The 23,441-nt window shown below is 54.6% G+C and carries 21 protein-coding genes; 9 read left to right on the top strand and 12 right to left on the bottom strand.

Going from position 1 to position 23,441, the window contains the following annotated elements; all coding sequences use genetic code 11:
- Window positions 1-55: 55 nt before the first annotated feature.
- Together rnz and NBE99_RS09125 are read right to left on the bottom strand one after the other, a co-directional pair.
- Window positions 56-1,267, bottom strand: coding sequence for a ribonuclease Z (gene rnz, locus NBE99_RS09130; RefSeq protein ID WP_315897263.1), 1,212 nt, complete (start codon window positions 1,265-1,267; stop codon window positions 56-58).
- Between the two features lie 2 nt (window positions 1,268-1,269).
- A complete protein-coding gene (locus NBE99_RS09125) occupies window positions 1,270-1,917 on the bottom strand; it encodes a DUF3386 domain-containing protein (protein WP_250681779.1) in 648 nt (215 codons plus the stop codon).
- A 162-nt stretch (window positions 1,918-2,079) separates the two neighbouring features.
- Between NBE99_RS09125 and NBE99_RS09120 the strand changes: the two genes are divergently transcribed.
- Entirely contained in the window at window positions 2,080-2,613 is a 534-nt protein-coding gene (locus NBE99_RS09120; protein ID WP_250681778.1) for a P-loop NTPase family protein, read from the top strand.
- Here the strand turns inward: NBE99_RS09120 and NBE99_RS09115 are convergent.
- The 5 genes from NBE99_RS09115 to NBE99_RS09095 form a co-directional block, all read right to left on the bottom strand.
- Window positions 2,605-3,471 carry an alpha/beta fold hydrolase gene (locus NBE99_RS09115; RefSeq protein WP_250681777.1) on the bottom strand — a complete coding sequence of 289 codons (867 nt, stop codon included), beginning with the start codon at window positions 3,469-3,471 and terminating at the stop codon, window positions 2,605-2,607. The genes NBE99_RS09120 and NBE99_RS09115 overlap by 9 nt on opposite strands.
- A 187-nt stretch (window positions 3,472-3,658) precedes the next feature.
- The gene (locus NBE99_RS09110) at window positions 3,659-3,856 is read right to left on the bottom strand and encodes a hypothetical protein (RefSeq protein WP_250681776.1); all 198 of its coding nucleotides are present in this window, start codon (window positions 3,854-3,856) and stop codon (window positions 3,659-3,661) included.
- Between the two features lie 120 nt (window positions 3,857-3,976).
- The gene (locus NBE99_RS09105) at window positions 3,977-4,789 is read right to left on the bottom strand and encodes a carbon-nitrogen hydrolase family protein (protein ID WP_250681775.1); all 813 of its coding nucleotides are present in this window, start codon (window positions 4,787-4,789) and stop codon (window positions 3,977-3,979) included.
- Between the two features lie 704 nt (window positions 4,790-5,493).
- A complete protein-coding gene (queA, locus tag NBE99_RS09100) occupies window positions 5,494-6,558 on the bottom strand; it encodes a tRNA preQ1(34) S-adenosylmethionine ribosyltransferase-isomerase QueA (RefSeq protein WP_250681774.1) in 1,065 nt (354 codons plus the stop codon).
- On the bottom strand, window positions 6,558-8,429 hold the full coding sequence (locus NBE99_RS09095) for a PP2C family serine/threonine-protein phosphatase (protein ID WP_250681773.1): 1,872 nt from the start codon (window positions 8,427-8,429) through the stop codon (window positions 6,558-6,560). The genes queA and NBE99_RS09095 overlap by 1 nt, the downstream gene beginning before the upstream one ends.
- Before the next feature lie 328 nt (window positions 8,430-8,757).
- Here NBE99_RS09095 and NBE99_RS09090 point away from each other — a divergent pair, with 328 nt between their 5' ends.
- A complete protein-coding gene (locus NBE99_RS09090) occupies window positions 8,758-9,936 on the top strand; it encodes a transposase (protein WP_250681772.1) in 1,179 nt (392 codons plus the stop codon).
- Between the two features lie 158 nt (window positions 9,937-10,094).
- Window positions 10,095-12,413, top strand: a complete 2,319-nt coding sequence (locus NBE99_RS09085) for a diguanylate cyclase domain-containing protein (protein ID WP_250681771.1) — start codon at window positions 10,095-10,097, stop codon at window positions 12,411-12,413.
- Here the strand turns inward: NBE99_RS09085 and NBE99_RS09080 are convergent.
- Window positions 12,408-13,670, bottom strand: a complete 1,263-nt coding sequence (locus NBE99_RS09080) for a cell wall metabolism sensor histidine kinase WalK (RefSeq protein WP_250681770.1) — start codon at window positions 13,668-13,670, stop codon at window positions 12,408-12,410. The genes NBE99_RS09085 and NBE99_RS09080 overlap by 6 nt on opposite strands.
- 57 nt (window positions 13,671-13,727) lie before the next feature.
- Between NBE99_RS09080 and NBE99_RS09075 the strand changes: the two genes are divergently transcribed.
- Genes NBE99_RS09075 through NBE99_RS09060 form a run of 4 tightly spaced genes read left to right on the top strand, consistent with a single transcriptional unit; the run spans window position 13,728 to window position 18,911 of the window.
- Window positions 13,728-15,458 carry an ABC transporter ATP-binding protein gene (locus NBE99_RS09075; RefSeq protein ID WP_250681769.1) on the top strand — a complete coding sequence of 577 codons (1,731 nt, stop codon included), beginning with the start codon at window positions 13,728-13,730 and terminating at the stop codon, window positions 15,456-15,458.
- Window positions 15,459-16,319 (top strand): 3'(2'),5'-bisphosphate nucleotidase CysQ, encoded by an 861-nt coding sequence (locus NBE99_RS09070; RefSeq protein WP_250681768.1) that lies wholly within the window; start codon window positions 15,459-15,461, stop codon window positions 16,317-16,319.
- A gap of 28 nt (window positions 16,320-16,347) precedes the next feature.
- The gene (gene ftsY, locus NBE99_RS09065; protein ID WP_250681767.1) at window positions 16,348-17,733 is read left to right on the top strand and encodes a signal recognition particle-docking protein FtsY; all 1,386 of its coding nucleotides are present in this window, start codon (window positions 16,348-16,350) and stop codon (window positions 17,731-17,733) included.
- Window positions 17,730-18,911: an LL-diaminopimelate aminotransferase gene (locus tag NBE99_RS09060; RefSeq protein ID WP_250681766.1), complete on the top strand. Its 1,182-nt coding sequence runs from the start codon at window positions 17,730-17,732 to the stop codon at window positions 18,909-18,911. Before ftsY ends, NBE99_RS09060 begins: the two co-directional genes overlap by 4 nt.
- A 4-nt stretch (window positions 18,912-18,915) precedes the next feature.
- Here the strand turns inward: NBE99_RS09060 and NBE99_RS09055 are convergent, their stop codons facing one another.
- From NBE99_RS09055 to NBE99_RS09040, 4 genes are read right to left on the bottom strand one after another with little or no spacing between them, the layout of a single operon-like run.
- On the bottom strand, window positions 18,916-19,077 hold the full coding sequence (locus NBE99_RS09055) for a hypothetical protein (protein WP_250681765.1): 162 nt from the start codon (window positions 19,075-19,077) through the stop codon (window positions 18,916-18,918).
- 11 nt (window positions 19,078-19,088) lie between these two features.
- Window positions 19,089-19,793 (bottom strand): 3-oxoacyl-ACP reductase FabG, encoded by a 705-nt coding sequence (gene fabG / locus NBE99_RS09050; RefSeq protein ID WP_250681764.1) that lies wholly within the window; start codon window positions 19,791-19,793, stop codon window positions 19,089-19,091.
- Window positions 19,790-20,512, bottom strand: coding sequence for a M15 family metallopeptidase (locus NBE99_RS09045; protein WP_250681763.1), 723 nt, complete (start codon window positions 20,510-20,512; stop codon window positions 19,790-19,792). Before NBE99_RS09045 ends, fabG begins: the two co-directional genes overlap by 4 nt.
- 37 nt (window positions 20,513-20,549) lie before the next feature.
- Window positions 20,550-22,610 (bottom strand): transglycosylase SLT domain-containing protein, encoded by a 2,061-nt coding sequence (locus NBE99_RS09040; RefSeq protein WP_250681762.1) that lies wholly within the window; start codon window positions 22,608-22,610, stop codon window positions 20,550-20,552.
- 142 nt (window positions 22,611-22,752) lie between these two features.
- Between NBE99_RS09040 and NBE99_RS09035 the strand changes: the two genes are divergently transcribed.
- Together NBE99_RS09035 and NBE99_RS09030 are read left to right on the top strand one after the other, a co-directional pair.
- Entirely contained in the window at window positions 22,753-23,076 is a 324-nt protein-coding gene (locus NBE99_RS09035) for a hypothetical protein (protein ID WP_250681761.1), read from the top strand.
- Window positions 23,073-23,432, top strand: a complete 360-nt coding sequence (locus NBE99_RS09030; RefSeq protein WP_250681760.1) for a YtxH domain-containing protein — start codon at window positions 23,073-23,075, stop codon at window positions 23,430-23,432. The genes NBE99_RS09035 and NBE99_RS09030 overlap by 4 nt, the downstream gene beginning before the upstream one ends.
- The last annotated feature ends 9 nt before the right edge of the window (window positions 23,433-23,441 follow it).

Below are 23,441 nucleotides of genomic sequence, written 5' to 3'. Positions count from 1 at the left end.
TTGATCTCAGTCACAAGTTTCTATTTGAGACTCAAAAGAATCAATCTTGAGAACTTTAGAAGTGCACGTTGAGCGTGTTCCATGCCACCTGCGGATACAGGCGTTCGAGTTCCTCTAGGCAGGTAAACTTTTGCTGCCGCCGCCGCTCTAAAATGGCATTGGCTGTAGCAGCGTCAATTCCTAGTTTCTGTTGCATCTGCTGGCGAGTGGCACGGTTGATGGCGATCGCGGGGGCATTTTTCTGGACAGCAGCCCCTGTTTGCGCCTCAGGGTGATCCACGGTTTTAGCACTATCGAGACTCGCGTGCTGACTCGGAGGCAGCTCCTCAGGAACACTCCCCTCACGGGGAATCTCGTAGTGGAGAAAATCACGCGCTAGGCGGGTATTGGGGAAAATGGCTTGCGCCTCTGCCAGCAGATCCTCCACTTGTATAGGGTTGCCGGGGGCATAGCGGGCACTAAAGTGGGTGAGGAAAAGCAATTTCACTTGGGCAAAGGCCGCCACCTGAGCTGCCATTGTTGAGGTGGAGTGAAGTCGTGCAAAGGCCAGATCTGCCTCCTGATGGGAAAACGTGGCCTCGTGGATGAGGACATCCGCTTGCTGAGCCAATTCAACTGCACTGTCACAAAAGAGGGTATCGGTACAATAGACCATGCTGCGCCCCCGTTGGGGCGGATCGCAGAAGTCTCGACCATCGAAGGTGCGGCCATCCTCTAAAGTGATCGTTTTTCCCTGCTTGAGTTGGCCATACAGAGGGCCAAAGGGAATCCCCAGGGCTTGGGCTTTTTCCACATGAAAGCGACCTGGGCGATCGCTCTCGGTGACACGGTAGCCAAAGGCAGGCACTCGATGATGCAGCAGCCGACAGGTTACCGTAAACTCGCCATCGCTAAAGACTTCCCCCGGCTCAACCGTATGCACCTGCAACTTGTAGGGAAGCCGCATCACCGACCAGCGCAAACAACTGGCAATATAGCGATCCAGTGTTGGCGGGCCATAGACATCAATTTGAGTCACGGTTCCCGCAAGACCACAACTGGCGAGTAAGCCCATCAGCCCAAAAATGTGATCGCCGTGCATATGGGTAATGAAAATGCGGCGAATCTGACTCGTGCGCAAGTCGCTGCGCAGCAATTGGTGCTGGGTGGCCTCACCGCAGTCAAAGAGCCAAATTTCCTTGCGTTGGGGCAGTCGCAAAGCAACACTGGAAACATTGCGTGTGCGTGTGGGTACCCCCGAACTGGTGCCTAGAAATGTGATTTCCACGCTTAGTCGGCTAAAAGGTGCAGGTTATCAAAACGGATTTCCGCGGTGCTGGTTTGGCCATTTTCATGGGTATGCACCACCTGCCGACTCATCAGGTAATAATTGCCCACCGGCACATAGGTGTCCTCAAACTCCATTTGCCGCAGCACTTCGTTCGTTTGCGGGTTACGGAAGACAGCCACATAGTTGGTGGAAATGTAGCCCGATCCCGTATCGAGGGCTTCACGATGGGTAATGGCAAAGGCAACCCGCCCCATGACACGGCTGACATAGACAATTTGATTGTCCCGTACTTTGTAGTTCGATCCCATGGCGTCGCCACTGACGAGGATCTCCACTGCCCCACTGGCATCCGTTTCTCCAGTTTGGAAGGTGTTTTTGCCGTGGGCAGCTTCAAAACGGTTGCGCTTGCGGTGAACAATTACATCCCGTAATTGATTGTAGAGGGATTCACGGACTTGTTCGTCTTCTATCCCACTTACCTCAACGCTGTAGTCGCGGCCGACTTTCACCTGCCCTTGGTACGTGCGATCGCCCTCCATGAGCGTGACCCTGGCCGTAAAGCCAGGAAAATTCTCATCCCATGTGTAACGATTTTCGTAGGCAGCGCGAAAAAGCGCCTCAGCATCAAGGGCCTGTGTCGCTGGCATGGGTGCATCCTCAGTAACAGTCACATTTTCTTAAGATAACTGATTCTCTGACCCCTTGACGGCTACGTATATCTAGTGTTCACTAGGGTTAAATTATGGCGTACTACACTAGATGTATAACGGCTAGTGGCAAGCTTCCCCTTTTGACTGGACAGGAACACGATGGTGGCGCAACTCACGGTTTCCGTTTCTGAGGCAGAATTACCCCTCAGCTATGGCATTGAGGGAGTGGTGCAGGTGTTTACCTGTCGGCAGCGGCACTTTTTCACAACAGTCATGGTGCAGGCGTTGCGGGTAGCTGCCCAAGGGAGCGGCGTCATCATTGTGCAATTGCTCAAGGGGGGAATTCAAACGGGGATTGAACACCCGATTCAGTTGGGACAGCATCTAACGTGGTGGCGACCAGCACTCCAGCGCTGTCTAGGCGAAACGGACACCTTGACTCCTCAAGAAAAGGCGGCGGTGCGTGAGCTGTGGCAGCATCTGCAAACCACGGTGCAAGGGGGACAGCATCGCTTGGTGGTCTTAGATGAGGTGAGTGTGGCCATTCAACTGGGGGTGTTGAGTGAAGCGGAGGTATTGAACTTTTTGGAAAAGCGTCCGCGAACCCTCGATGTGATCTTGACGGGGCCTGAAATGCCGGAATCGCTGCTGGCGATCGCCGACCAAGTGACGGAATTGCGGCGGCTAATTTAGAGGAGCCGAGACAGTCTCTAGCCACTCTAGCAAATACTGATTCACCAAGTCGGGTTGCTCCTGCTGCACGAAGTGGCCACAGTAGTCCAAGTATTCAATTTTCAGTTCCCTGACGAAGGCTTCAGTGCCGTAGGTGAGTTCAATGCCCAAGGTAGGGTCTTGCCGCCCCCAGAGCATCAGCGTCGGTACCTCTAGCACACCCCACTCCCGACTCCAGAGGCTTTGCAACCCGGCACGGTAGTAGTTGAGCATTCCGGAGAGGGCACCCCGTTGGGCGGCGGCATCCTGATAGCGAGCAATGTCCACCGGCCGAATCGCCTGTTGGTTCACCGCTGCCCAGCGAAAGATTTGGGCGATCGCCCCATAGCCTCCCCACTCCAAGAGTCCCTCCGGCAGCCATGGCAGTTGAAACAGCAGCATATAGCTACTGCGCAACCATTGCTCAAAACTCAACTGTTGAAACTTGGCAGGATGGGGACAGGCCAAGATACTCAAGGTTTGAATCCGCTCTGGCACTGCATAGGCCACCCCCCAAGCCACCATGCCCCCCCAATCCTGCCCCACCAAATGACAGCGACGATAGCCAAGACCATCAATCACACCAACAATATCGAGAATTAACTCGTCGAGAACATAGCTGGCAGCATCTTGGGGCTTATCACTGAGATTATAGCCGCGCAAATCTAGGGCAACGACTTTGTGCTTTTCAGCTAAGACGGGAATCTGGTGTCGCCAAGAGTACCAAAACTCCGGAAAGCCATGGAGCAGCAGCACCAACTCCCCTTCCCCTTGGGTGACGTAGTGGAGACGAATCCCATTAGAGACAATAAACTTATGGATCCACGGGCCTTCAATCATAGGTCTGTTGTGGGTTAGCACTTTCCACTATAGCCAACGGGATCCTTGAGCCTCGGTCGCGATCGCTGATTGTGGCTAGAAAATAAATAGAAAATCCCCAGACGCATGAGTCATGGGGCGAGTTTGGTGACCTAAGGAGTCAGAATGCTCCTAGTATAGGGGCAAAGCTTACGATTCTCACCAAATTCTAATAGGCAAGGGTCTCTAGCGCTTGACGTAAGTAAGCTGTCACACAGGCGTCGAGATCGGTCGGCTGCTCAACGACAACACTAGCTTGCTTTTCGCTCAACCAACGCTGAAAACCTGAACTGTGAGCGATCGCCCACTTCAGGGAGTTCCAAACCTCGGCGGAGGCTTGTGGGTTAGGAACCGTAACGCTATCCATAGATACTCTCCTAGTGGGTTTGGAGTGGGGGCAAGGATTCACCGATGGTTCTACGATAGCGTAGGACACTTCCCCCTGCGGTATGCAGTGTTACGATTTATTTCAGAATTTGCCCAAAACCTAGAAAAAGACGCGATGTTGCAGGCAGGGCATCTGCTGGCGTACTTGCTCAAGGCGACTAGGTTCAATGGCTGCAATGGCGAGGCCAGGGCGATCGCCCGCATCCGCCAGAATGGTGCCCCAAGGATCGACAATCAGCGCATGGCCGTGGGTTTGCCGCCGTGCATAGTGAATTCCCGTCTGCGCTGGCGCAATCACGTAGCAGGTATTTTCAATCGCCCGTGCCTGGAGAAGAACTTGCCAGTGATCCTTACCCGTGAAGGCGGTAAAGGCCGCCGGCACAAACAGCACCGTTGCCCCCGCTTGGGAGAGCGCGCGGTAAAGTTCTGGAAAGCGGACATCATAGCACACCGACAAGCCGATATTCCCCAGTTCCTTACTGGGATAGACAGAGGGCAATTGCCGTCCCGCGAGCACTGTGCCCGATTCGTGGTAGATATTGCCATCGGGCAAATCGACATCAAACAAATGCACCTTTTGGTAACGGCTCAATTCTTCTCCGTTGGGGCCAATGAGTACCGCTGTGTTATAGACTTTGCCTTCAGTTGCCGGTACCGGGTAGCCCCCCCCCACCAAGGTAATCTGAAATCGCTGCGCCATGCGTTTCAAAAAGGCCTCAGTCCGCTCCGCGATTGTTGCCGCCTGAGCCACCTTTTCCTGATCATCGCCAAGAAAGGAAAAATTTTCTGGCAACCCAACGAGTTCTGCCCCCCGTCTCACTGCCAATTCAATCAATTCTTCTGCTTGAGCCAAATTTGCCTCAAGATTCAGCTGACTCGTCATTTGCACTGCGGCAGCGAGGTAGGATTTCATGCCCGTTGAAAAAAAAGACAGCAACCCCTCATTCTATCGTCGCAATCTGCCAAGGGCAAGTCTAGCGGGAACGCAGGTTTTGGAAAATGGGATTCCGTTGGGTGGGCAGCTGATTCTGATAAGCGGTACGATAAGCCCAAAAAACATAGCCCGCAACGGATAGGTTCAACAGCACCACCAGAAGTAGCTTTGGGCCACTAATCGGGCGCAATGGCGGGGTTCTCTGCCGCGTTTTCCGGGGTAAACTCTGAACGGCCATAGCTGCTCTCAGAACGCAACAGTTCCAGAGTCCACCATTATTAGTCGCTGTTCACTCTCAATTTGTCTTCTTTGGCCAACAATGGCGACGTTCCGGTTGCCCCCACTATAGATCGCTGTCCCATTGGCAACCCAGCATCTGAAATGTTTTTTAATGGCTAGTCACAAAACTACATTATTGCTTAAGACACACTAAAATACCCTTAAAAAGCCATCCGCCCCCAAGGAAGGCCTCAGGAGCGGTCTGGTGGCTATCGTTGGAATCAACTGCTAGGAGAAGCAGCCCCCTAGTTGCTGACTCAAAATCAACAGATGGAGAACAACTCTTCCCTAGAGTTGAGCGACTCCAAAACGACAACCCAAGCGTTTACTACTATCTGCCATGGGCATCACCTCCATCTCCCTGAACGGTAATTTGCAAAACAGCTGGCCTTAAGATAGCACACTCAAACAGCATTGTGGCAAGCGCTAGGCAAAATTAGCATGGCATCGCCAAAGGAATAGAAGCGGTACTGGCGATCGATGGCCTGTTGATACAGCTGAAGTAGCCGTTCGCGGCCAATAAAGGCACTCACGAGCATCATCAAGCTGGAGCGAGGCAGATGAAAGTTGGTAATGAAGCCCTCGACAATCTTGGGCTGATACCCCGGATAGATATAGAGATCACTCTTGCCACAAAAGGGCTGAAGGGTGCCTGATTGGGCAGCGGTCTCTAGGGAGCGAATAACGGTGGTGCCGACGGCAATAATCCGTCCGCCGGCAGCTTTGGCGGCCTGAATCCGCTCGACGGTATCAGCGGGTACCTCAATCCATTCTTCGTGGAGATGGTGATGGCGAATATCGCTGGCCTCAACCGGACGAAAGGTGCCAATGCCCACATGGAGCGTCAGAAAACAGTGATCAATGCCGCGATAGGCCAGCTTACTAAAGAGTTCGGGGGTAAAGTGCAAGCCAGCGGTTGGCGCAGCCACGGCACCGGGACGGCGGGCATAGACGGTTTGGTATTGCTCAGTATCCTCAATCGGATTGTCAATGTAGGGAGGTAAGGGCACTTCGCCTAGTTGATCGAGATATGGCCACAGGCGATCGCCCGGCGGCAGGTCGAATTCAATCACCCGTCCCCGTGTGGCGGCATCAATGGCCTGTACCGTTGCTCGGAGGGAACCAATTTGAATCACAGCTCCAGGGCGCAATTTACGTCCCGGTTTCACAAGGCCTAGCCACTGGCGATCGCTCAACTCTTCGAGGAGAAACACCTCAACGGTGCGGCCAGAGCCACCCACTTTTTGACCGATCAGCCGCGCCGGAATCACCCGTGTATCATTGAGCACCAGCAAATCTCCCGGTTGCAGCAGTTGCGGTAGCTCATAGAAGTAGTAATCTGTAGCGGTGTCCCGTGCCACTACCATCAGGCGGGAATGATCGCGGGGAGAAACGGGATGTTGGGCAATCCGTTCCGGGGGCAGGTGATAGTCGTAGGCGTCGAGGGAAAAATCGTCAGGACTCGGCATTATTGGGGTGGGGTCAACGGTGAGGGGGATGGCTCTACCACAGAGCGATTCATAGAAGTCATCACAGCCAAAAAGCCAAGGGCAGCGGTGGCAACGCCCACGGCAATCAGCAGTAGCAGCCACGCTTGGGAACGAGACCTTTGGGTTGGCTGTGGTTTGGGTTGGGGTTGAGGGGGTTCCACAATCTGGGAAACTGTTAGGTCGAGATCCGGTGGCTCGGGTGGGGGGGCATAGCTCATTGTAATGTCTGTCACCTCTGGCAACTCCCCTTGACAGACAATATCGCTGTAGTCCAAGTCAATGATACCCGATGCGTTCTTCACCCGACAGTGAATGAGCACCACCGTCACGTTGTCATGGCCATTGAGGCGATTGGCAAGATCAATCAGTTGTTTAGCCGCAGCAGTGAGGGCAAGCTGACCTTGGAGCACAGGCAGGAGGTACTGTGGCCAGTAGGTTTCGACACGATTAAAGTCACTAAGACCATCGGAACACAACAAAAGAATCCCCTCTTCATCCAGCAAAAAGCGCTCAACTGTGGGGTGCAGATGCTGGGAGGGTGCCATCCCCAAAGCTTGCACCAAGGAACCACCGTAGGGGAGTTCGAGGGCTTGATGGTAGGTACTCATCCCTAAGCGCACATCGCGGCTGGCCACATCATCATCGAGGGTGAGTTGGTAGCAGCCCCAGCGGTTGATCCAGTAGGCGCGGCTATCGCCAATGTGGGCAAGGTAAAGATGGGCGTGTTCAATCAGAGCACCGACAACCGTGGTTCCCATGCGCTGGCGTTCGTGGCGCTGCTCCGTATCATTGCGTTGATTGATCGCATCATTCGTGCGGCGAATGGCGGTTTGAATCGCCTGCTCTACCGTGGCGGGGGTTGTCTCTAGGAGATTGAGGGGCTTGAGGGTTTGCTCTAGGATTTCAATCGCTAAACCCGAGGCCACATCTCCCCCTTCATGACCGCCAACCCCGTCACACACCAAGGCGAGAACCCGCGACTGGTTAGTGAGATTAGTCTGGGGCAGACATTTATCCTCATTGCGACTGCGACTAGGGCCTTGGTCAGAGCAGCTGGCAACATCGTAGTGGTACTCATAGCCAAGGCTGTCTAGGGCCTGCTGAAATAGGGTCTCTAGGGTTTCGCGGATAGCTTCAGGGGTTGTTTGCGGCTGCTCCTGCATTTGTTGACACAGGAGCGCAAAGGCCTGCTGGAAGTTTTCCCCTTGGTCGGCAAAGCTGAAATGGGTCTGCCAGAATTTGCCCAGTTCAGCCAAGGTGGGATTATTGCCGGCTTGCAGTTGCAACAGCCGCACAAGGGAGCCTTCAGCCCGCAAAAATTGTGGATTGAGCAGCGTCAGGGCGACGTTTTCTGCAACCAACGCTGGCCAAAGGGCAATAATTTGCCATAACCAATTGAAGCGGCGGACCACATTGGCTTTTTCCCAGATGCTGGTGAGCGGAGCCGCATGGGTCAAACCGGGGGCAAGTTTGGCATTGGCAATATCAATACAACTAACGGGGGCATGCTCAAGGAGCAACAGTTCTCCTTCCGGCAGGGAAAGGGCGCCAAATAATTCCGGGACATGGGGACGCTTGGGAAACAGGCGCAGATAGGGGCGGTAAAGCTGAGCAGCGTTATCCACAGTTGGGGCTGGCTCCCCCGGCAATAAATCTAATAAAAGGTGCTTGCCTTGGATGAGGTAGCGATCGCCCACCAGTTCACCCACACTGTAGCGATCCAGACTGGAACCGATCGCCCACAAATAGCGCTTTAGGAGTGGCACCTGACAGTGGCAACACTCGATTTGGTGAATGGCGTTTGCCGTGCCGCACTCCGGGCAGATGAGACTAGACGTAGGGGGATTCATCGCTTCAATCCTAAGATTGCTGCCGCAGTCACACTCACCCGCAGCAGGCACAGTTCCTGATACCGTAATTCGCTAATCCATAGCATGGGGCGAATAGGACGCATTCAATACCCTATCCTAGCTTTTCTCTTGCCACAGCGGAATGTACTACCGCCCCTAGGTTGTCAGCCCCACCTAGGTTGTGACTTAGCCCTCAAGATAGAATTGGAATAAGTTGATCTGCAGTGGAGATCATCGTTACCTCCGGGAGACCCCTTCCTTTAGGAAGGGGAGGGATAGGAGCGGCAGTCGTAGACTGCCAAGTACACTCACTGTTACAATCTAAGGCATGGAAAAGGCTTTCAGTTACCGCTTCTACCCGACGACCGAGCAGGAATCCCTGCTTCGGAAAACGTTGGGCTGTGTTCGGTTGGTTTATAACCGAGCGTTGGCAGTGAGAACAGAAGCTTGGCGTGAACGGCAGGAGAGAATTGATTACACCCAAACCTCTGTTTTGCTTACCGAGTGGAAGAAGCAAGATGACCTCCAGTTTTTGAATGAGGTTAGCTCTGTTCCGTTGCAACAGGCCTTGAGGCATCTGCAATCTGCCTTCAACAACTTCTTTGCGGGTCGGGCGAAATATCCCAACTTCAAAAAGAAACGCCATGGTGGTAGCGCAGAATTCACCAAGTCTGCTTTCAGGTGGAAAGACGGGAAATTGTTTCTGGCAAAGTGTCTGGAGCCATTGAATATTAGATGGTCTAGGCAATTGCCAGAAGGCGTTGAGCCATCCACCGTTACAGTCCGGCTTAACCCCGCTGGACAGTGGTATGTCAGTCTGAGGTTTGACGACCCCAGAGACCTGACACTGCAACCCGTCAACCAGTCGGTTGGTTTGGATGCAGGACTTAGCAGTCTCGTTACCCTGAGTACAGGGGAAAAGGTCGCCAACCCCAAGCACTTTGACCGCCATTACAAACGACTCCGTAAGGCTCAGCAGTCTTTGAGTCGCAAGCAAAAAGGCTCTCGCAATTGGAATAAGGCGCGGCTGAAAGTCGCCAAGATTCAACAGAAGATCGCTGATTCCAGAAAAGACCATTTGCACAAGTTGACGACTCGATTGGTACGTGAAAACCAAACGATTGTAGTCGAGTCGTTGGCTGTGAAAAATATGGTCAAGAACCGTCAGCTTGCCCGATCCATCAGCGATGCTGGATGGGGTGAACTGATACGGCAATTGGACTATAAAACCCAGTGGTATGGTCGGACACTGGTAAAAATTGACCAATGGTTTCCCAGTTCTAAACGCTGTGGAAAGTGTGGTCACGTGGTTGAGCAGCTGCCGCTGAACGTCCGGGAATGGGACTGCCCTGAATGTGGGGCACACCACGACCGAGATGTGAATGCCGCTCAAAACATTTTGGCCGTGGGACACACGGTTGCAGTCTGTGGAGCGGGTGTAAGACCTGATAGGCATACGTCTAAAGGGCAACCGCGAAGAAACAGAAACCTAAGTCGTGAGGCTTAGGAATCCCCCTGCTAAAGCAGGGGGAGGATGTCAACGAGATCAGTAATGCAACTTTTCGTAAACTTCGTCAACTTTGATCGAAGTTTTAATGTTTATTTCTAAAAAATTATTAATAAAACCTTAAAGTTAATGATCCTACCTATTGAGAGAGGCAGTGTATGGAGCAATTGAGTTCAGGCTTAAATTTGCAAACCTTAGTGCAGGCGCACGTTGTTTCAATTGCTCCTAGGGGTTCCTTCAATGACATTCTCCACGGCTTACAGAAAAATAAAGGGCTTGGCCTTGTTGTCGAGGAGCAGGGGCAGTTTCGGGGATTGATCACCCAACGGGAGGTGATCCGTGCCTTGGGGAAGGGCTATGCGCCGCAGGCAATCACTGCTGATCAGATTATGCTGCCACCAGACTATAGTCTGCACCTCAGTGATCTCGATGATCCGCTAGCGGTTTTGGGACACTTTCGTAGATTGGGCGTGGACGCCCTCGCAGTAGTCAATCCATCAGGGGGAGTAGAGGGACTGCTGACCCGTCAGGCCTTACGTGAGAGTTTGCGCCCTGTGGATCTGCTGCGGATTAAGCGGGTGGCGGAGGTGATGGTGCCTGATGTGGCCACAATTACTGCTGAGGCTTCCTTAGAGGAGGCTGCTGCTCTGATGGCAGCACGGGGCGTGACTAGTTTAGTGATTCCGGAAAAAACCTCCTTGGGGGTTCGTCCGTGGGGCATTATCACTGAGAAAGATCTGTTTGAAGCACTCCAACACGATGGCGGCACTCTTAGCGGCACGGTTGCCAGCAGGATGTCCCAGCCGGTCTTAACGGTACATCCAGAGCAAAGTTTGTGGCAGGTGAATCATTTGCTCAAGGAGCATCAAGTACGTCGCGTTGTGGTCGTGGACGACGATGGGCAGATGGTGGGCATTGTGACCCAAAGTAATCTTTTGGCGGCGATTGATATTGCCGAAGCCCAAGGGGTGATTCAGGTGCTCACGCGGGAACTCAACAAGGCAACGGCAGAACTGCGCTGGCAACTGTCGCGGCAGCAGGCGATTACGGTGGCAATTACAGAAAGCGAACAGCGCTATAACACCCTCATTAGTCATTTGCCCGTGGCCATCTATCGGCGCGATCGCGATCGCCTGTGGCAATTTAGCTATGTCAGTGACCAAATTTACCAGCTCACGGGCTACTTTCCCCAAGATTTAACCGACTTGCGCCAGATTATCCCAGCGCCGGATTTGGTCTTGGCGGAACGGGATATTGAGCAGGCGCTTCGGCAACAGCGCGCCTACAGCACGACTTATCGCATTCAACATCGCGATGGCTGTTTTCGCTGGTTGAGCGATCGCGGGCAGCTGGATCCCCACAGTCAAATGCTCCATGGCGTCCTCTTAGATGTGTCAGATCAGCAGCGCACCGAGGAGCGACTCAAAACCTCCCTAGAGCGGGAAATGATTGTCAGCACCATTATTCAGGATATTCGCCAGTCCATTCGCTTAGAGGAGATTTTGCAGCGGGCGGTAACGAGTATTCAACAACTGCTTCTGAGCGATCGCGTCCTGATTTACCGCTTTTTACCCGATGGCAGTGGCATTGTGGAAGTGGAAGCCACCACGTTGCCCCAGTACTCGATTTTGGGTCAAGTGATCCACGACCCTTGTTTTAGTAAAGGGACAGCACAACGCTTTCTCGAAGGGCGCACGGTGACGATTAGCGATGTCAACCAAGCCCAACTACAGGATTGCTACCGCGAGCTACTGCTCAGCTTGCAAGTTCAGGCGAATCTGGTGGTGCCTCTGCTGCAAGGCCACGACCTCTGGGGACTCCTGATTGCCCACCATTGTCGCAGTCCTCGCCTGTGGCAGCGGGAGGAGTTGTTCTTGCTGCAACGCATTGCGGAACCCTTGACGGTGGCACTACAACAGGCGGAGATGTATCAGGCCTTGGAGCTGGCCAATGCGAATCTCCAGCAAATGGTGTACATTGACAGTCTCACGGATATTGGCAATCGCCGCTGTTTTGATGAATTGCTGCCGAGGGAGTGGCGACGCTGTCAACGGGAGCAACAGCCTTTGAGTTTAGTGATGCTGGACATTGATTGCTTCAAAGCCTACAACGATCACTACGGTCATTTGCAGGGGGATGCAATTCTCAAGCGGGTCGCGGAAATTTTAGAAAGTCGTCTGCGGCGGGCGGGGGATTTGGCGACGCGCTTTGGGGGGGAAGAGTTTGCCTTGCTTTTGCCGAGTACAGATCAAGCGGGAGCCATCCATGTTGTTGAGAAGATTCAAGCAGCACTAGCCGAAGCCAATATCACCCACGCTAAAAGCACCGTCGGGCCGAAGCTAACGGCAAGCTTTGGGATTGCAACAACCGTCCCCACCCCTGACCATAGTCCAGCCATATTGTTGAGTCTTGCAGATCAGTGCCTCTATGAAGCAAAGACTCTAGGGCGCGATCGCTGGGTGGCCAAGGAACTATAGCTCAGTGAGGGGCAAGTAAATCCGCAGCCACGCTCCCCCATAGTCGGGATGATTGGCAGCCTGCATGTAGCCGCCATGGCATTCAACAATTTGACGGGCAATGGCCAATCCCAAACCACTACCGCTACCGACGGGGGGCATCCGTCCTTCAGGATCGGTGGGAATGACAAAGCGATGTCGCCGTGCCTGTGCCCGATAAAACCGCTCAAACACATGGGGCAAGTCCTTGGGTGGAAAACCACTGCCGGTATCAATGACTTCGATACAGAGATAGCCCCCCTCGCGATCGCTCAACAGCCGCGTCATGACTTGACCCCCCACTGGGCCATATTTAATGCTGTTGTCATACAGATTCACGAGGAGCCGAAACAGTTGCGATTCGTTGCCGCAGTAGGGAAACTGCTCTGGGCCTGTGTACTCGTGCTGAATGTTTTTGGCTTGAGCCAAGGGAGCGAGGGCTTGCCAAGCAGTTTCAATCAGCCGCGCAAGGTCGAGGGGGTGTCGCTCTAGGCTATCGGCAGGGGTATGGCTGAGGCGGTTTAATTCTAGGAGTTCCTGCACTAAGAGGCTGAGGCGAATAATTTCCTCGAGGAGGCGATCGACCCAATCCCGTAAGGACTCAGGCACCCGTTGTTGGAGGGTTTCAGTCACAAGGCGAAGCGAGGTCAAGGGGGTTTTCAGTTCATGGGCGACATCCGCTGCCCAGCGATCGCGCTCATCCCGCAGTCGCACCACCTCTTCGCAATCCTCAATAAATACACCCACATGCCCTTCCCCAAGGAAGAGTCCCCGTGCCCGCAGGGGTTTACGCTTGGTTTGCCCCGTCGGCGTGAGGTAGGCATAAAGCCATTCTTGCTCCCGCATCGTTTGCTCTTGGCGCACCTCTTCAATGAGACAGTCCAATTCGTAGGAGCGCACCACTTCCAAAAAAAGGCGGCCTTCGGCATGCCTTAGACCAAGGAGCGATCGCGCTGCCTCATTACAGCAGACCACGCAGTTGGCTTCATCTACCTCTAGATAGGCAATGGGGGCGTATTCAAGGAGCGTTTGCCATCGTGTCATTTTTTGCTGGCAGCGTTCTAACTGCTTGACTTGTTCCCTGAGTAAAGTTTGTAACCGTAGCCATGGGGAAGATTTGAAGGGGCGCGCCCCATATTGTTCAAGAAGGGTTTCGAGATATCCCTCAACCTGCTGGCGCTGCCAAAACCAAACCCCTAGACCCAACAGCAGGCCAACCCCAAAAAAGATCAACTCCATGCCTGAGTGCCAGAATCGCCTCTATTCTAGGATTATTCTGAGTTAGTTCGCCCTGCCATGTCCTCACCCCTTTTGCGTGTTGAAGAACTCACCGTTGACTTTCGCCAAGCCGATCAAACCCTACGGGCGGTGGATGGCATTTCCTTTCGCCTTGAGCGGGGCCAGACCCTTGGCATTGTCGGCGAGTCGGGATCGGGAAAGTCAGTCACCTGCTTGGCGCTCTTGCAGCTGCTGTTGCCGCCGGGAGAAGTGAGCCACGGCCAAGCTTGGTTTCAGCCTGAGCCAGAGGGTGAGGTCATTGACCTACTGCGCTGTCCCCCCCGCCAAATCCAACAGATTCGCGGCCGCCAAATCAGTATGGTCTTCCAAGAACCGATGAGTTCCCTCAATCCGGTCTATTCCATTGGCTTTCAACTGGCAGAGGCCATTGATCCGCAGCAGCGATTGCCACGGGGGCAATGTCAACAGCGGGCGATCGCCCTCCTTGAGCAGGTGCATCTCCTCAAACCTGAAGACCCCCTTGAGGACAAAAAACGCTTTCTCAATCGCTATCCACACCAACTTTCCGGAGGGCAAATTCAGCGAGTGATGATTGCCATGGCCATGGCTGCTTCGCCAGTGCTCTTAATTGCCGATGAACCAACCACTGCCCTCGATGTCACTGTCCAAGCAGCAATCCTGCGGCTATTGCGGGAGTTGCAGCAGCAATACCCTCTGTCGCTCATTTTTGTAACCCATGATCTCAATCTCATTGCCGAATTGGCCGATCAGGTCATTGTCATGTACCAAGGGCAAATTGTTGAATCGGGGACAGTTCAGCAGGTCTTTCGTCACCCCCAACATCCCTATACCAAGGGGCTACTGGCCTGTCGTCCTCGCTTGGATCAGCCTCTGGCGATTCTGCCAACAGTGGCGGACTTTCTAGCGGCCACGCCGCCGCGATTAGAAGTGATTTCACCAGTGCAGCAGCAGGAACGCTTGGCGCATTTGGCTAGCCAACCCCCGTTGGTGCGGGTTGAACACCTTTGGGTCAAGTATCCTGTGGCGGACACGCAGCGCTTTGTCACTGCTGTCAGGGATGTCTCGTTTACGATTCGCGCCGGGGAGACCCTTGGCTTGGTGGGGGAATCGGGCTGTGGCAAAACAACACTGGGACGCACCCTCTTGCGCCTCCTCGAACCCGCTCAAGGCAAGATTTTTTTTGGCGATCGCGACATTAGCCATTTATCGCCTCGCCAATTACGTCCCCTGCGGCAACAGATGCAACTCATTTTCCAAGACCCCTACAGTTCCTTAGATCCCCGGATGACCATTGGCGAGTTAGTGGCTGAACCGCTGCGGATTCACCGCCGCCATCAGTCCAAGCGCCAACACCAAGAGCGGGTGGCCTATCTCCTTGAACGGGTGGGCATTGACCCCCAAGCCCAAAATCGCTATCCCCATGAATTTTCCGGAGGGCAGCGGCAGCGAATTTGTATTGCCCGTGCCTTGGCCTTGAATCCCCAATTTGTCGTCTGTGATGAGGCGGTGTCCGCCTTGGACGTATCGGTACAGGCGCAGGTGCTGAATTTGCTCAAGGAACTCCAGCGGGAGTTTCAATTGACGTACCTCTTTATTTCCCACGACCTCAGTGTTGTCAAATTCATGAGCGATCGCCTCATGGTTATGTACAATGGCGAAATTGTGGAAATGGGTGAAGCGGAAGCCGTTTACCGACAACCCCAGCACGACTATACCCGCACATTAATTGCCGCGATTCCCCGTGGTCTTTCCCTTGAGGCAGCCTAGATGTCCCCCTCCCTTGATCTTGAGAATACCCTTGCCACCCTGCGCCCCATCCTTTGGCAAGCCCTTGAGCAGCTGCGCCGGTTTTACCGTCAGGTGAAGGATCTAACGGTGCAGGATAAAGGCGGTGATCCCGTTACCCTTGCCGATGAAACGATTGATACCTTTTTGCGCCATTCCCTCCAAGCTTATTTTCCGCCGACGCAGTTTGGTTATTTAACAGAAGAGACCTACACCCTAGGTCAGCCGTTGCCCCAGCCCTACCAGTGGATGATTGACCCCCTCGATGGCACCTACGACTTTTTGCAGCAAACGGGGGAGTACGCGATTCACGTCGCCTTGGTGCATGAACATCGCCCCTGTTTAGCGGCTGTTGTCTGGCCGGAGCAGGAGGTGATCTACACCGCCATTGCCGGCGCAGGAGCCTATCGAGAAACGCGCCATGGTTCGACACGTTTGTGGGTTCAACCCCCTAGGGAGGGACAGCCGTTGCGGGTGGTGATGAGTCGGAGCCACGGCGGAGAGCGCCTACAGGCCTTTTTGAGAACCTTGGGGGCAGTCCAGCTCATTCCCATGGGGAGTATGGGCTGTAAAACGGCAAGTATTTGCCAAGGGGATGCGGATCTGTACGTCAACCTTACAGGGCGCAGTGCCCCGAAGGACTGGGATTTAGCGGCACCAGATTTGATCATGCAGGAGGCGGGGGGTGCCTTTACCTATGCCAATGGTGAGTTGCCCCGCTACAATCGCGGTGATGTGCAACACTGGGAACCTTTGGTGGTGGGTCACCCCAGTTTGAGTCAGTGGGTGGGCGATCGCCTGCAAGCCTTTTTACAGGAAAATCAAGGCTATTCTGGGAAATAGGCAAGTTCAGTCGGACAGAGGATAGGGCATGGTTTTTAATTGGTTTCGACGCAAGTTTGGTGGCAGTGGTGAGGAGCCATCGCCGCCGGCAGAAACCCCAACGGCAGCACCATCCGCAGAATCTAAAGAATCTACAGAATCTACCGCTTCTCCCGGCATCCTCAACTGGGCAAAAACCGCACTCCAGTCCATTCAAGCGCGACAGCAATCGGAAAGTGCTGCGACCATTGAAACCCCTGAAGAAACTCAAGAGACACCGCCGGCCGAACCAGTGGCGGCTGAGGCCCCCGCTCCCGTCTCTGTAGAGTCTGAAAAGGTCGCTGTTGCTGAATCTGCCCCTGTCCAGCCCGTTGTTGAAGCTGAGCCGGTAGAACCAGCCTCCTCCCTTGTTCTTGATGAGGGCTTTTTGTGGTCAGCGGAGGTGCTCGCCGCCCAAGGCCGGCGCCCAGAGGAGGTGGATATTGAGGAAATTACTTGGTTACAACGCCTGCGCCAAGGTCTGGGCAAAACCCGTCGTGGACTGGTGCATCAACTGCGGGCGATCGTTGGCCAAGGCCCTTTAAGTCGGGATGCTGTCGAAGAGATTGAGATGCTGCTGTTGCAGTCGGATGTGGGCGTCAAGGCCACGGATCAGATTATTGCGGCCCTGCAAACGAAAATTCGCCAAGAAACGCTGCCCGCCGATCGGGCGATCGCCTACCTGAAGGAGATTCTGCGAGAGATTCTGGATCGGCCGTTTCAGGAGGGCTACCGTCGTGACTTTGCCCCGAAAAAGGGCGTGCTGAATATCTGGTTGATTGCCGGTGTCAATGGCGTTGGCAAAACCACCACGATTGGCAAACTCGCCCACATTGCCACCCAGTCGGGCTATCGTTGTCTGATTGCAGCGGCGGATACGTTTCGGGCGGCCGCCACCGAACAGGTGAAAATTTGGGGACAGCGCTCCGGTGTGGAGGTGATTGCCAACCCCGGCAAAAATACTGATCCTGCTGCCGTTGTTTTTGATGCCATTGGTGCTGCCCAAGCCCGGGGCACAGAATTGCTGCTAGTGGATACCGCAGGTCGCTTGCAAAACAAGGCCAACCTGATGGAGGAACTCAAGAAAATCCGCCGCATCATTGACAAAAAAGCGGGCGATGCCCAGATTGAATCGCTGCTCGTCCTCGATGCCACCCTTGGTCAAAATGGCTTGCGCCAAGCGCAGGTGTTTGCAGAAGCGGCCCAACTCACTGGGGTCATCTTGACCAAGTTGGATAGTACAGCCAAGGGGGGAGTGGCCTTAGCCGTGGTGCAGGAGTTGGGGTTACCCATTCGTTTTATTGGCGCCGGCGAAGGCATTAAGGATCTGCGTCCCTTTTGCAGTTTTGAATTTGTGGAGGCCTTGCTCTCCAGTGAGGTGGAGGTGGCAGCATGAAGCTGGCCGATCGCCTGCGCTATTTCCAAGGCAATGTCTTTGACGCCATGGATCGGGCGAAGGCGGCAGTGGCCGCCACGGGACAGCCGATTGTCGATCTCTCCTTGGGGTCTGCGGATTTGCCGGTAGCGGAGCATATTCTTGCGGCGATTGAAGCTTCGGTGCGCGATGCCAATACCTACGGCTATCAACTCTTTGCCAGTACAGCGGCCTTTCGGCAGGCGGTGGCGATTTGGTTTGAACGCCGCTTTGGCTTCAGTGTGGATCCAGAGCGGGAAGTGCTGACGCTCATTGGCTCGCAGGAGGGGACGGCGCATTTGCCCCTAGCAGTGATGAATCCCCAAGAGTATGCGTTGGTGCTGGATCCGGGGTACCCCTCCCATGCCGGGGGAGTCTATCTTGCGGGGGGACACCTGTATCCCTTGCCCCTGCGGGCAGAAAATCACTTTTTGCCGGATTTGGCAGCCATTCCCCTAACGGTGCGAGAGCAGGCCAAACTTCTCATTCTCAGCTATCCCCACAATCCCACTACGGCGGTTGCTCCCTTGGACTTTTTCAAGACAGCGGTTGAGTTTTGCGATCGCCACGGCATTTTACTCGTCCATGATTTTCCCTATATTGATCTCGTCTTTGACGCGGAGCGGGCACCCTCGATCTTTGAAGTGGATCGCGATCGCCAGGTGGGTATTGAATTCTATAGCCTCTCCAAGTCCTACAATATGGGCGGGTTTCGCATTGGTTTTGCCATTGGTCGTGCTGACATTATTGCTGCCCTGCGCCAAATCAAATCGGTGATTGACTTTAACCAGTACGCCGGCATCCTGCGGGGAGCCATTGCTGCCCTCACGGGGGATCAAACCTGTGTCCAGCAAACGCGGGAGGTCTTTCGGCGGCGGCGCGATACCTTTGTCCAAGCGCTTTGCGACCATGGCTGGCCGGTGCCCCTCCCCCCAGCGACGATGTACGTGTGGGCAAAACTCCCTGAACCTTGGCAACGGGATTCCTTGGGCTTTTGTCAAGCGCTCGTGCAGGCAACGGGGATTGCCGCCGCTCCAGGCTCTGGCTTTGGTCAAGGGGGAGAGGGCTATGTGCGCTTTGCCCTTGTGCGCGATCGCCCCTGCTTAGAAGTCGCCGCTGCCCAAATTGCTGAATTTAGTCAAAGGGTTGTCAAGGTTTAGCCTGCTAGTCTCCGATCACCCACGCCAAGAGCAAGAGCAGCCCGCCCCAGAGGACGATGGCTGGAATATGAATGGAGCGCAAGACCTCGAGGGGAGTGAGAATCAGCACCTCGCTGAAGAGATTGGTGACCGTACAAAGAAGAATGAGCAAAATAATAAAAGGCATGGCAACTCACTCTAGGCATTGCCATAGATAGGAATCACAGCACCACTAATAGCCCCTGCTCCCTCAGAAATAAGATAGGCAATGAGTTCACCAATGGCCGCAGGACTCACCCAATTCACGGCTTGGGCTTCCCCCATGGCAGCTCGATTGGCCGGGGTATCGATAATACTCGGCAGAATGACATTGGCAGTGATGTTCTTGCCTTTGGTTTCGGCAGCGATCGCCCGCGTCAAGGCCACGACTGCTGCTTTGGCAGCACAATAGGCAGCTAGTTCAGCTGCTGGTTCGACCGCACCGCGGGAGCCGATGGTGACAATGCGGCCGTATTGCTGTGCTTGCATGCGTTTGAGGGCGTGCTTACAGACTAGGAAGGTGGTCTCAACATTGAGGCGAAAACTCTGCTGCCAATCGCTGAGGGCAAATTGTGCCGTTGCGCCCATGCTAAAGCCACCGACAAGGTGAACCACCGCATCCAGTTGTGGCATCCGACTGACCAGCGCATCTACTTCGCTCTCATTGTTCAAGTCGGCGGGGACAAACCGAACGTTGGCCAATTCAGCCGCAGATAGTTGTTTCTCTAGGGTTTCACGAGCCGCCGCATCAATGTAGGGAATTGTCAGCGTATAGCCTTGGCTCAAGAGCACAGGCACCACCCCTTGACCGAGTCCCCCTGTACCGCCGGTTACTAAAACTGCTCGATGGTCAAATCCCCTCATGGTTCGTTCCTCAGTGTCAGTTGCCGTGCTCTGTAGAAGGTTTGCAAACTGTGGCGATCGCCCACAAATCGCCAGTGCCAAGGCTCATAACTCACTCCCTGAGGGTTATTACGGGGAAAGGACAGTTCAAAACTAAAACGAGCCGCATTCTTTTCCAGCCAGCGAAAGGCAGGGGTATCCTCGAAGGTCTCCTTGAGATGGGTGTCCAGCCGGGCGCCATCGCCAATATCAACGGCATAGCCCGTATGGTGTTCGCTATAGCCGGGGGGTGCACTCACCAATGCCCGCTCACTGGCTCGTTGTGCTCGTTGCTCCTTGACTTCAAAAAAGAGATAGTCCTGATCCTGCTTGGAGCGAAAACCGGATAGGGGCACTAATACCACTCCCTCCTGCTGCGCTGCTGCTACCATGGCACGAAACCGCTCTGCTGCGGCTCGCCGTAACTTGATTTGGCCATCGGCACTGATGGGTTCCAGTTCCGCGAGAGGGGCTTCCTCGTAGGGCAGATGTCCCAGCAGATTTTCCGTTGGCGGTACGGTTGGCTCCGTTTCCGTAGCCGTTGGTGATTCCGTGGGACGATTGAGGAACCACACTGCTCCTACCCCCACAAGACTTACGAGGACAATGGCGCTGGCGATCGCCCATCCCCCTCGCCGAGGTTCCGCTTTGCCCTTAGAAATTGGTTGCAGCCGTTCCGCAACAGGAATATCCTGATCCATGATTCAACTCGTACCCCCTTAGAGAATAGACGATTTTTTAGGGCTGGGCATAGAGTTGCCAGTAGTTCCAGTAGTTTTCCAAGACACTCTTGACATAGCCATAGGTCTCAGGAAAGGGGATGGATTCGACAAAGCGATCGCCATCGGTAATATCAAATCGCTGCAACCACTGATTGACATTGCCCGGCCCGGCATTGTAGCTGGCCAAGGCCAAGAGCGTGTTTTGATTGTACTTATTGTGGGTGTAGTCAAAGTACCAGGTGCCCAAGCGGATATTATCCTCCGGATCGACAAGGGAATAGCTGTCTAGGTTCAACGTCTCGGCAATCCAAGCAGCCGTCTCTGGCATCAACTGCATCAACCCCGTTGCCCCCACCACGGAGCGGATTTCCTTTTCAAAGCGGGATTCTTGGCGAATTAAGGCCATCACCAATAGGGGATTTAAGTTGCGTGCCAGTGACCACTTTTCCACCAACTCCCAGTAGGGCAGGGGGTAAAGGGCATACCAGAAGCGGACATCCCGGCGAATGGGCGCAAAGAATGCTGCCACCTCCGGTTCACTGGCTGCCCGCGTAAATAAGTTTTGCAGCATAAAGATGCCATCGAGGTATTCCCCCACACCAAGGCGAATCAGGCCATCGGTGAGTTGTTCTGCCGCTGTCGGCGTCACCCGATTTTGGAACTCCCACTGCCAGCGTTGCCAAGCCTCCTGAGACTGCCGCAGAAGGTACAGTTCCCGCAACGTTGGGCTGCCCGTCGCCAGAGGGAGTATGGTTTGGCGATCGCCCACTACCGAGGGGCGCTGTTGCCGCAGGGTTGTAAAGGTGCCCACCGGTTTTTGGAGCAGACTGGCTGCCCGCCAAGCATAGTACGTGTGAGGATAGCGCTCCATGAGGAATTGCCAAGTTTGGCGTTGCGCTTGGCTGTGGCCTGAGTCCCCCTGCCACTTTCCTTTCCAAAAGGCAGCTCGCGGGGCAATCTCACTCTCGGCGTTGAATTTGAGGATCTCCTTGACCCACTGTTGTGCCTGAGACCACTGCCGTTTTTGGGCCGCCTCTTGAGCCAGTTGCCAGCGCAGTTCTGCGGCGGCCGTACTCTGGGAATAGGTCTTGAAGAGTTGGTGTTGGCTCTGTTGCGCCCCTTTAGCATTCCCCAGTTCCTTGTAGGCTTGGTACTGTGCCAGAAGGGCATCGGCAGCGATCGCCGGCACCTTATTTTGAGTCGCTAACTTGAGACAGGTAGCCAGCAAAGGAAGACGCTCCGCCGGCGTTTTCGCCAAACGGGCAAGGCGCAGTTGGGCAAGAGCTGCTTCTGAGCTTTTGGGAAAGCGTTTAATCAGGGCTTGATAGGCCGCAATCGCGCCGCGAAGATCCTCACTCAGTTGCCGTCCTCGTCCCACCCGATAGAGATTCAGTGGGGTTGGCGGAGCCTTGGCATAGGCCGCTGCTGCGGGGGCATATTGCATTTTTTCCCAATAGCCAAAGGCGATCGCTTCCCAGTCGGCGGGTGTCAGTTCATCGGCATAGCGCTGCCGCAAAATTTCGAGGTAGGTACCGTAATCCTTGAGAAAGAGACCGTAGCGTGCCACCAGCTTCAAGTAGGGCACCTGATCCGGGTTGTTCTTTAACTGTTCAGCCACATAGTTAACGACGGCCGGATGCTGGGGAAAGCGGGCGATCGCCTTTTGCGGTTGATTCAAACTCAGCAGGGCTACTGCCGCTTCCGGTTCGCTGCCATAGTCCCGCAGTAAGTGTTCCCACGTTTCCTTGGCCCTGCGGTTGTCTCCCTGTTGGCGATAGGCCTCAGCCCGCAGGAGGAGAATCGGTGCCGCCATTGGCCGGTAGGTCTGCTCAAGGTCTTGGAGCCACTGAAGAGCCGCTTGGGGTTGCTGCCGACTCAGGCTTTCTACAGCCAAGAGATAGCGGGCGCGATCGCGCTTCAGGGGATCCGCAGACTCTGCCCATTGCTCCAGCTCTTGCAGACTTTGGGGCGGTGCCTCAACGGTAAGCGTGTAAAGGGGTGCCAAAGAGGGCGATCGCCAGTGGTACCAACTGAACAGCCCACCGCCAACAATCAGTGCCGCCAACAACAGCGACACCAGCCAAGGCCGTATCCTTCGCCGATATTTTGGTTTTGGGAAGAGTTTTACCATACCTGCCATTCCGGCCAGCGACTTGTTCTCCACGGTAAACTAGGCTGTGGCAATCTATGAAAAGATAAACCAACAATTGTAAACTTCGATGCCCCCTACGCCGCGAATGGTTTGGATTGTCATTGGCTGCAATTGCCTGATTGCGCTGATTGCCCTGTGGTTGGCATGGCAGTTGGTCAAGTTGCGGCAAATTCTACGGGGGGTGTCCCGTGCGCTACTGGATGCGGAGCGCAGTACTCATGGCGTTTTGGGCGGTGCTCCTGACGTGATTATCATTGGCCAGCGGGGGGTGTCGGGCTTGCGATCGCAATTGCCCAAATGGCGTCGGCAACAGCGCAATGTCCGTCTATTTTTAACCTTGATAAGCTGGATAGGGCGATATGGTGTCCGCCTGCAAAGGAGAAAGCGATGAGTCAGCAACAGGGTGGCGGTGGTGCCTTTTGGGGTGGTCTGCTCCTAGGGAGTGCGATTGGTACACTTGTGGGGCTGCTGATTGCCCCCCGCTCCGGTAAAGAAACCCGACAATTGCTGCGCAAATCCGCTGATGCCCTACCCGAACTGCTCGAAGACATTACTGCTAGTTTTGAACAACATCGCGATCGCCTCTCAGAAACCACCCAAGAACGCTGGCAGGCCACCTTAGAACGGCTTAAGGAAGCGATCGCCGTCGGTATTGAAGTCACCCAGCAACAGCGGCAAACCCTGCGTCGTGAAGCCAATGGCATGGCCTTGAGTGATCCCGATGAAGAGGATGCGGTGAATCAATAGTCGGCTTTG

Source organism: Thermosynechococcus sp. HN-54 (genome assembly GCF_023650955.1).
Lineage (GTDB): Bacteria > Cyanobacteriota > Cyanobacteriia > Thermosynechococcales > Thermosynechococcaceae > Thermosynechococcus.
This window is presented reverse-complemented; position numbering and strand designations above follow the sequence as displayed.

Coding starts and splice junctions, on each gene's coding strand:
- fabG (WP_250681764.1), bottom strand. CDS start 19,793: ATGAGGGGATTTGACCATCGAGCAGTTTTAGTAACCGGCGGTACAGGG.
- NBE99_RS09035 (WP_250681761.1), top strand. CDS start 22,753: ATGCCCCCTACGCCGCGAATGGTTTGGATTGTCATTGGCTGCAATTGC.
- NBE99_RS09080 (WP_250681770.1), bottom strand. CDS start 13,670: ATGGAGTTGATCTTTTTTGGGGTTGGCCTGCTGTTGGGTCTAGGGGTT.
- NBE99_RS09085 (WP_250681771.1), top strand. CDS start 10,095: ATGGAGCAATTGAGTTCAGGCTTAAATTTGCAAACCTTAGTGCAGGCG.
- NBE99_RS09105 (WP_250681775.1), bottom strand. CDS start 4,789: ATGAAATCCTACCTCGCTGCCGCAGTGCAAATGACGAGTCAGCTGAAT.
- NBE99_RS09110 (WP_250681776.1), bottom strand. CDS start 3,856: ATGGATAGCGTTACGGTTCCTAACCCACAAGCCTCCGCCGAGGTTTGG.
- NBE99_RS09060 (WP_250681766.1), top strand. CDS start 17,730: ATGAAGCTGGCCGATCGCCTGCGCTATTTCCAAGGCAATGTCTTTGAC.
- NBE99_RS09120 (WP_250681778.1), top strand. CDS start 2,080: ATGGTGGCGCAACTCACGGTTTCCGTTTCTGAGGCAGAATTACCCCTC.
- NBE99_RS09075 (WP_250681769.1), top strand. CDS start 13,728: ATGTCCTCACCCCTTTTGCGTGTTGAAGAACTCACCGTTGACTTTCGC.
- ftsY (WP_250681767.1), top strand. CDS start 16,348: ATGGTTTTTAATTGGTTTCGACGCAAGTTTGGTGGCAGTGGTGAGGAG.
- NBE99_RS09045 (WP_250681763.1), bottom strand. CDS start 20,512: ATGGATCAGGATATTCCTGTTGCGGAACGGCTGCAACCAATTTCTAAG.
- NBE99_RS09095 (WP_250681773.1), bottom strand. CDS start 8,429: ATGAATCCCCCTACGTCTAGTCTCATCTGCCCGGAGTGCGGCACGGCA.
- NBE99_RS09115 (WP_250681777.1), bottom strand. CDS start 3,471: ATGATTGAAGGCCCGTGGATCCATAAGTTTATTGTCTCTAATGGGATT.
- NBE99_RS09055 (WP_250681765.1), bottom strand. CDS start 19,077: ATGCCTTTTATTATTTTGCTCATTCTTCTTTGTACGGTCACCAATCTC.
- queA (WP_250681774.1), bottom strand. CDS start 6,558: ATGCCGAGTCCTGACGATTTTTCCCTCGACGCCTACGACTATCACCTG.
- NBE99_RS09125 (WP_250681779.1), bottom strand. CDS start 1,917: ATGCCAGCGACACAGGCCCTTGATGCTGAGGCGCTTTTTCGCGCTGCC.
- NBE99_RS09090 (WP_250681772.1), top strand. CDS start 8,758: ATGGAAAAGGCTTTCAGTTACCGCTTCTACCCGACGACCGAGCAGGAA.
- NBE99_RS09070 (WP_250681768.1), top strand. CDS start 15,459: ATGTCCCCCTCCCTTGATCTTGAGAATACCCTTGCCACCCTGCGCCCC.
- NBE99_RS09030 (WP_250681760.1), top strand. CDS start 23,073: ATGAGTCAGCAACAGGGTGGCGGTGGTGCCTTTTGGGGTGGTCTGCTC.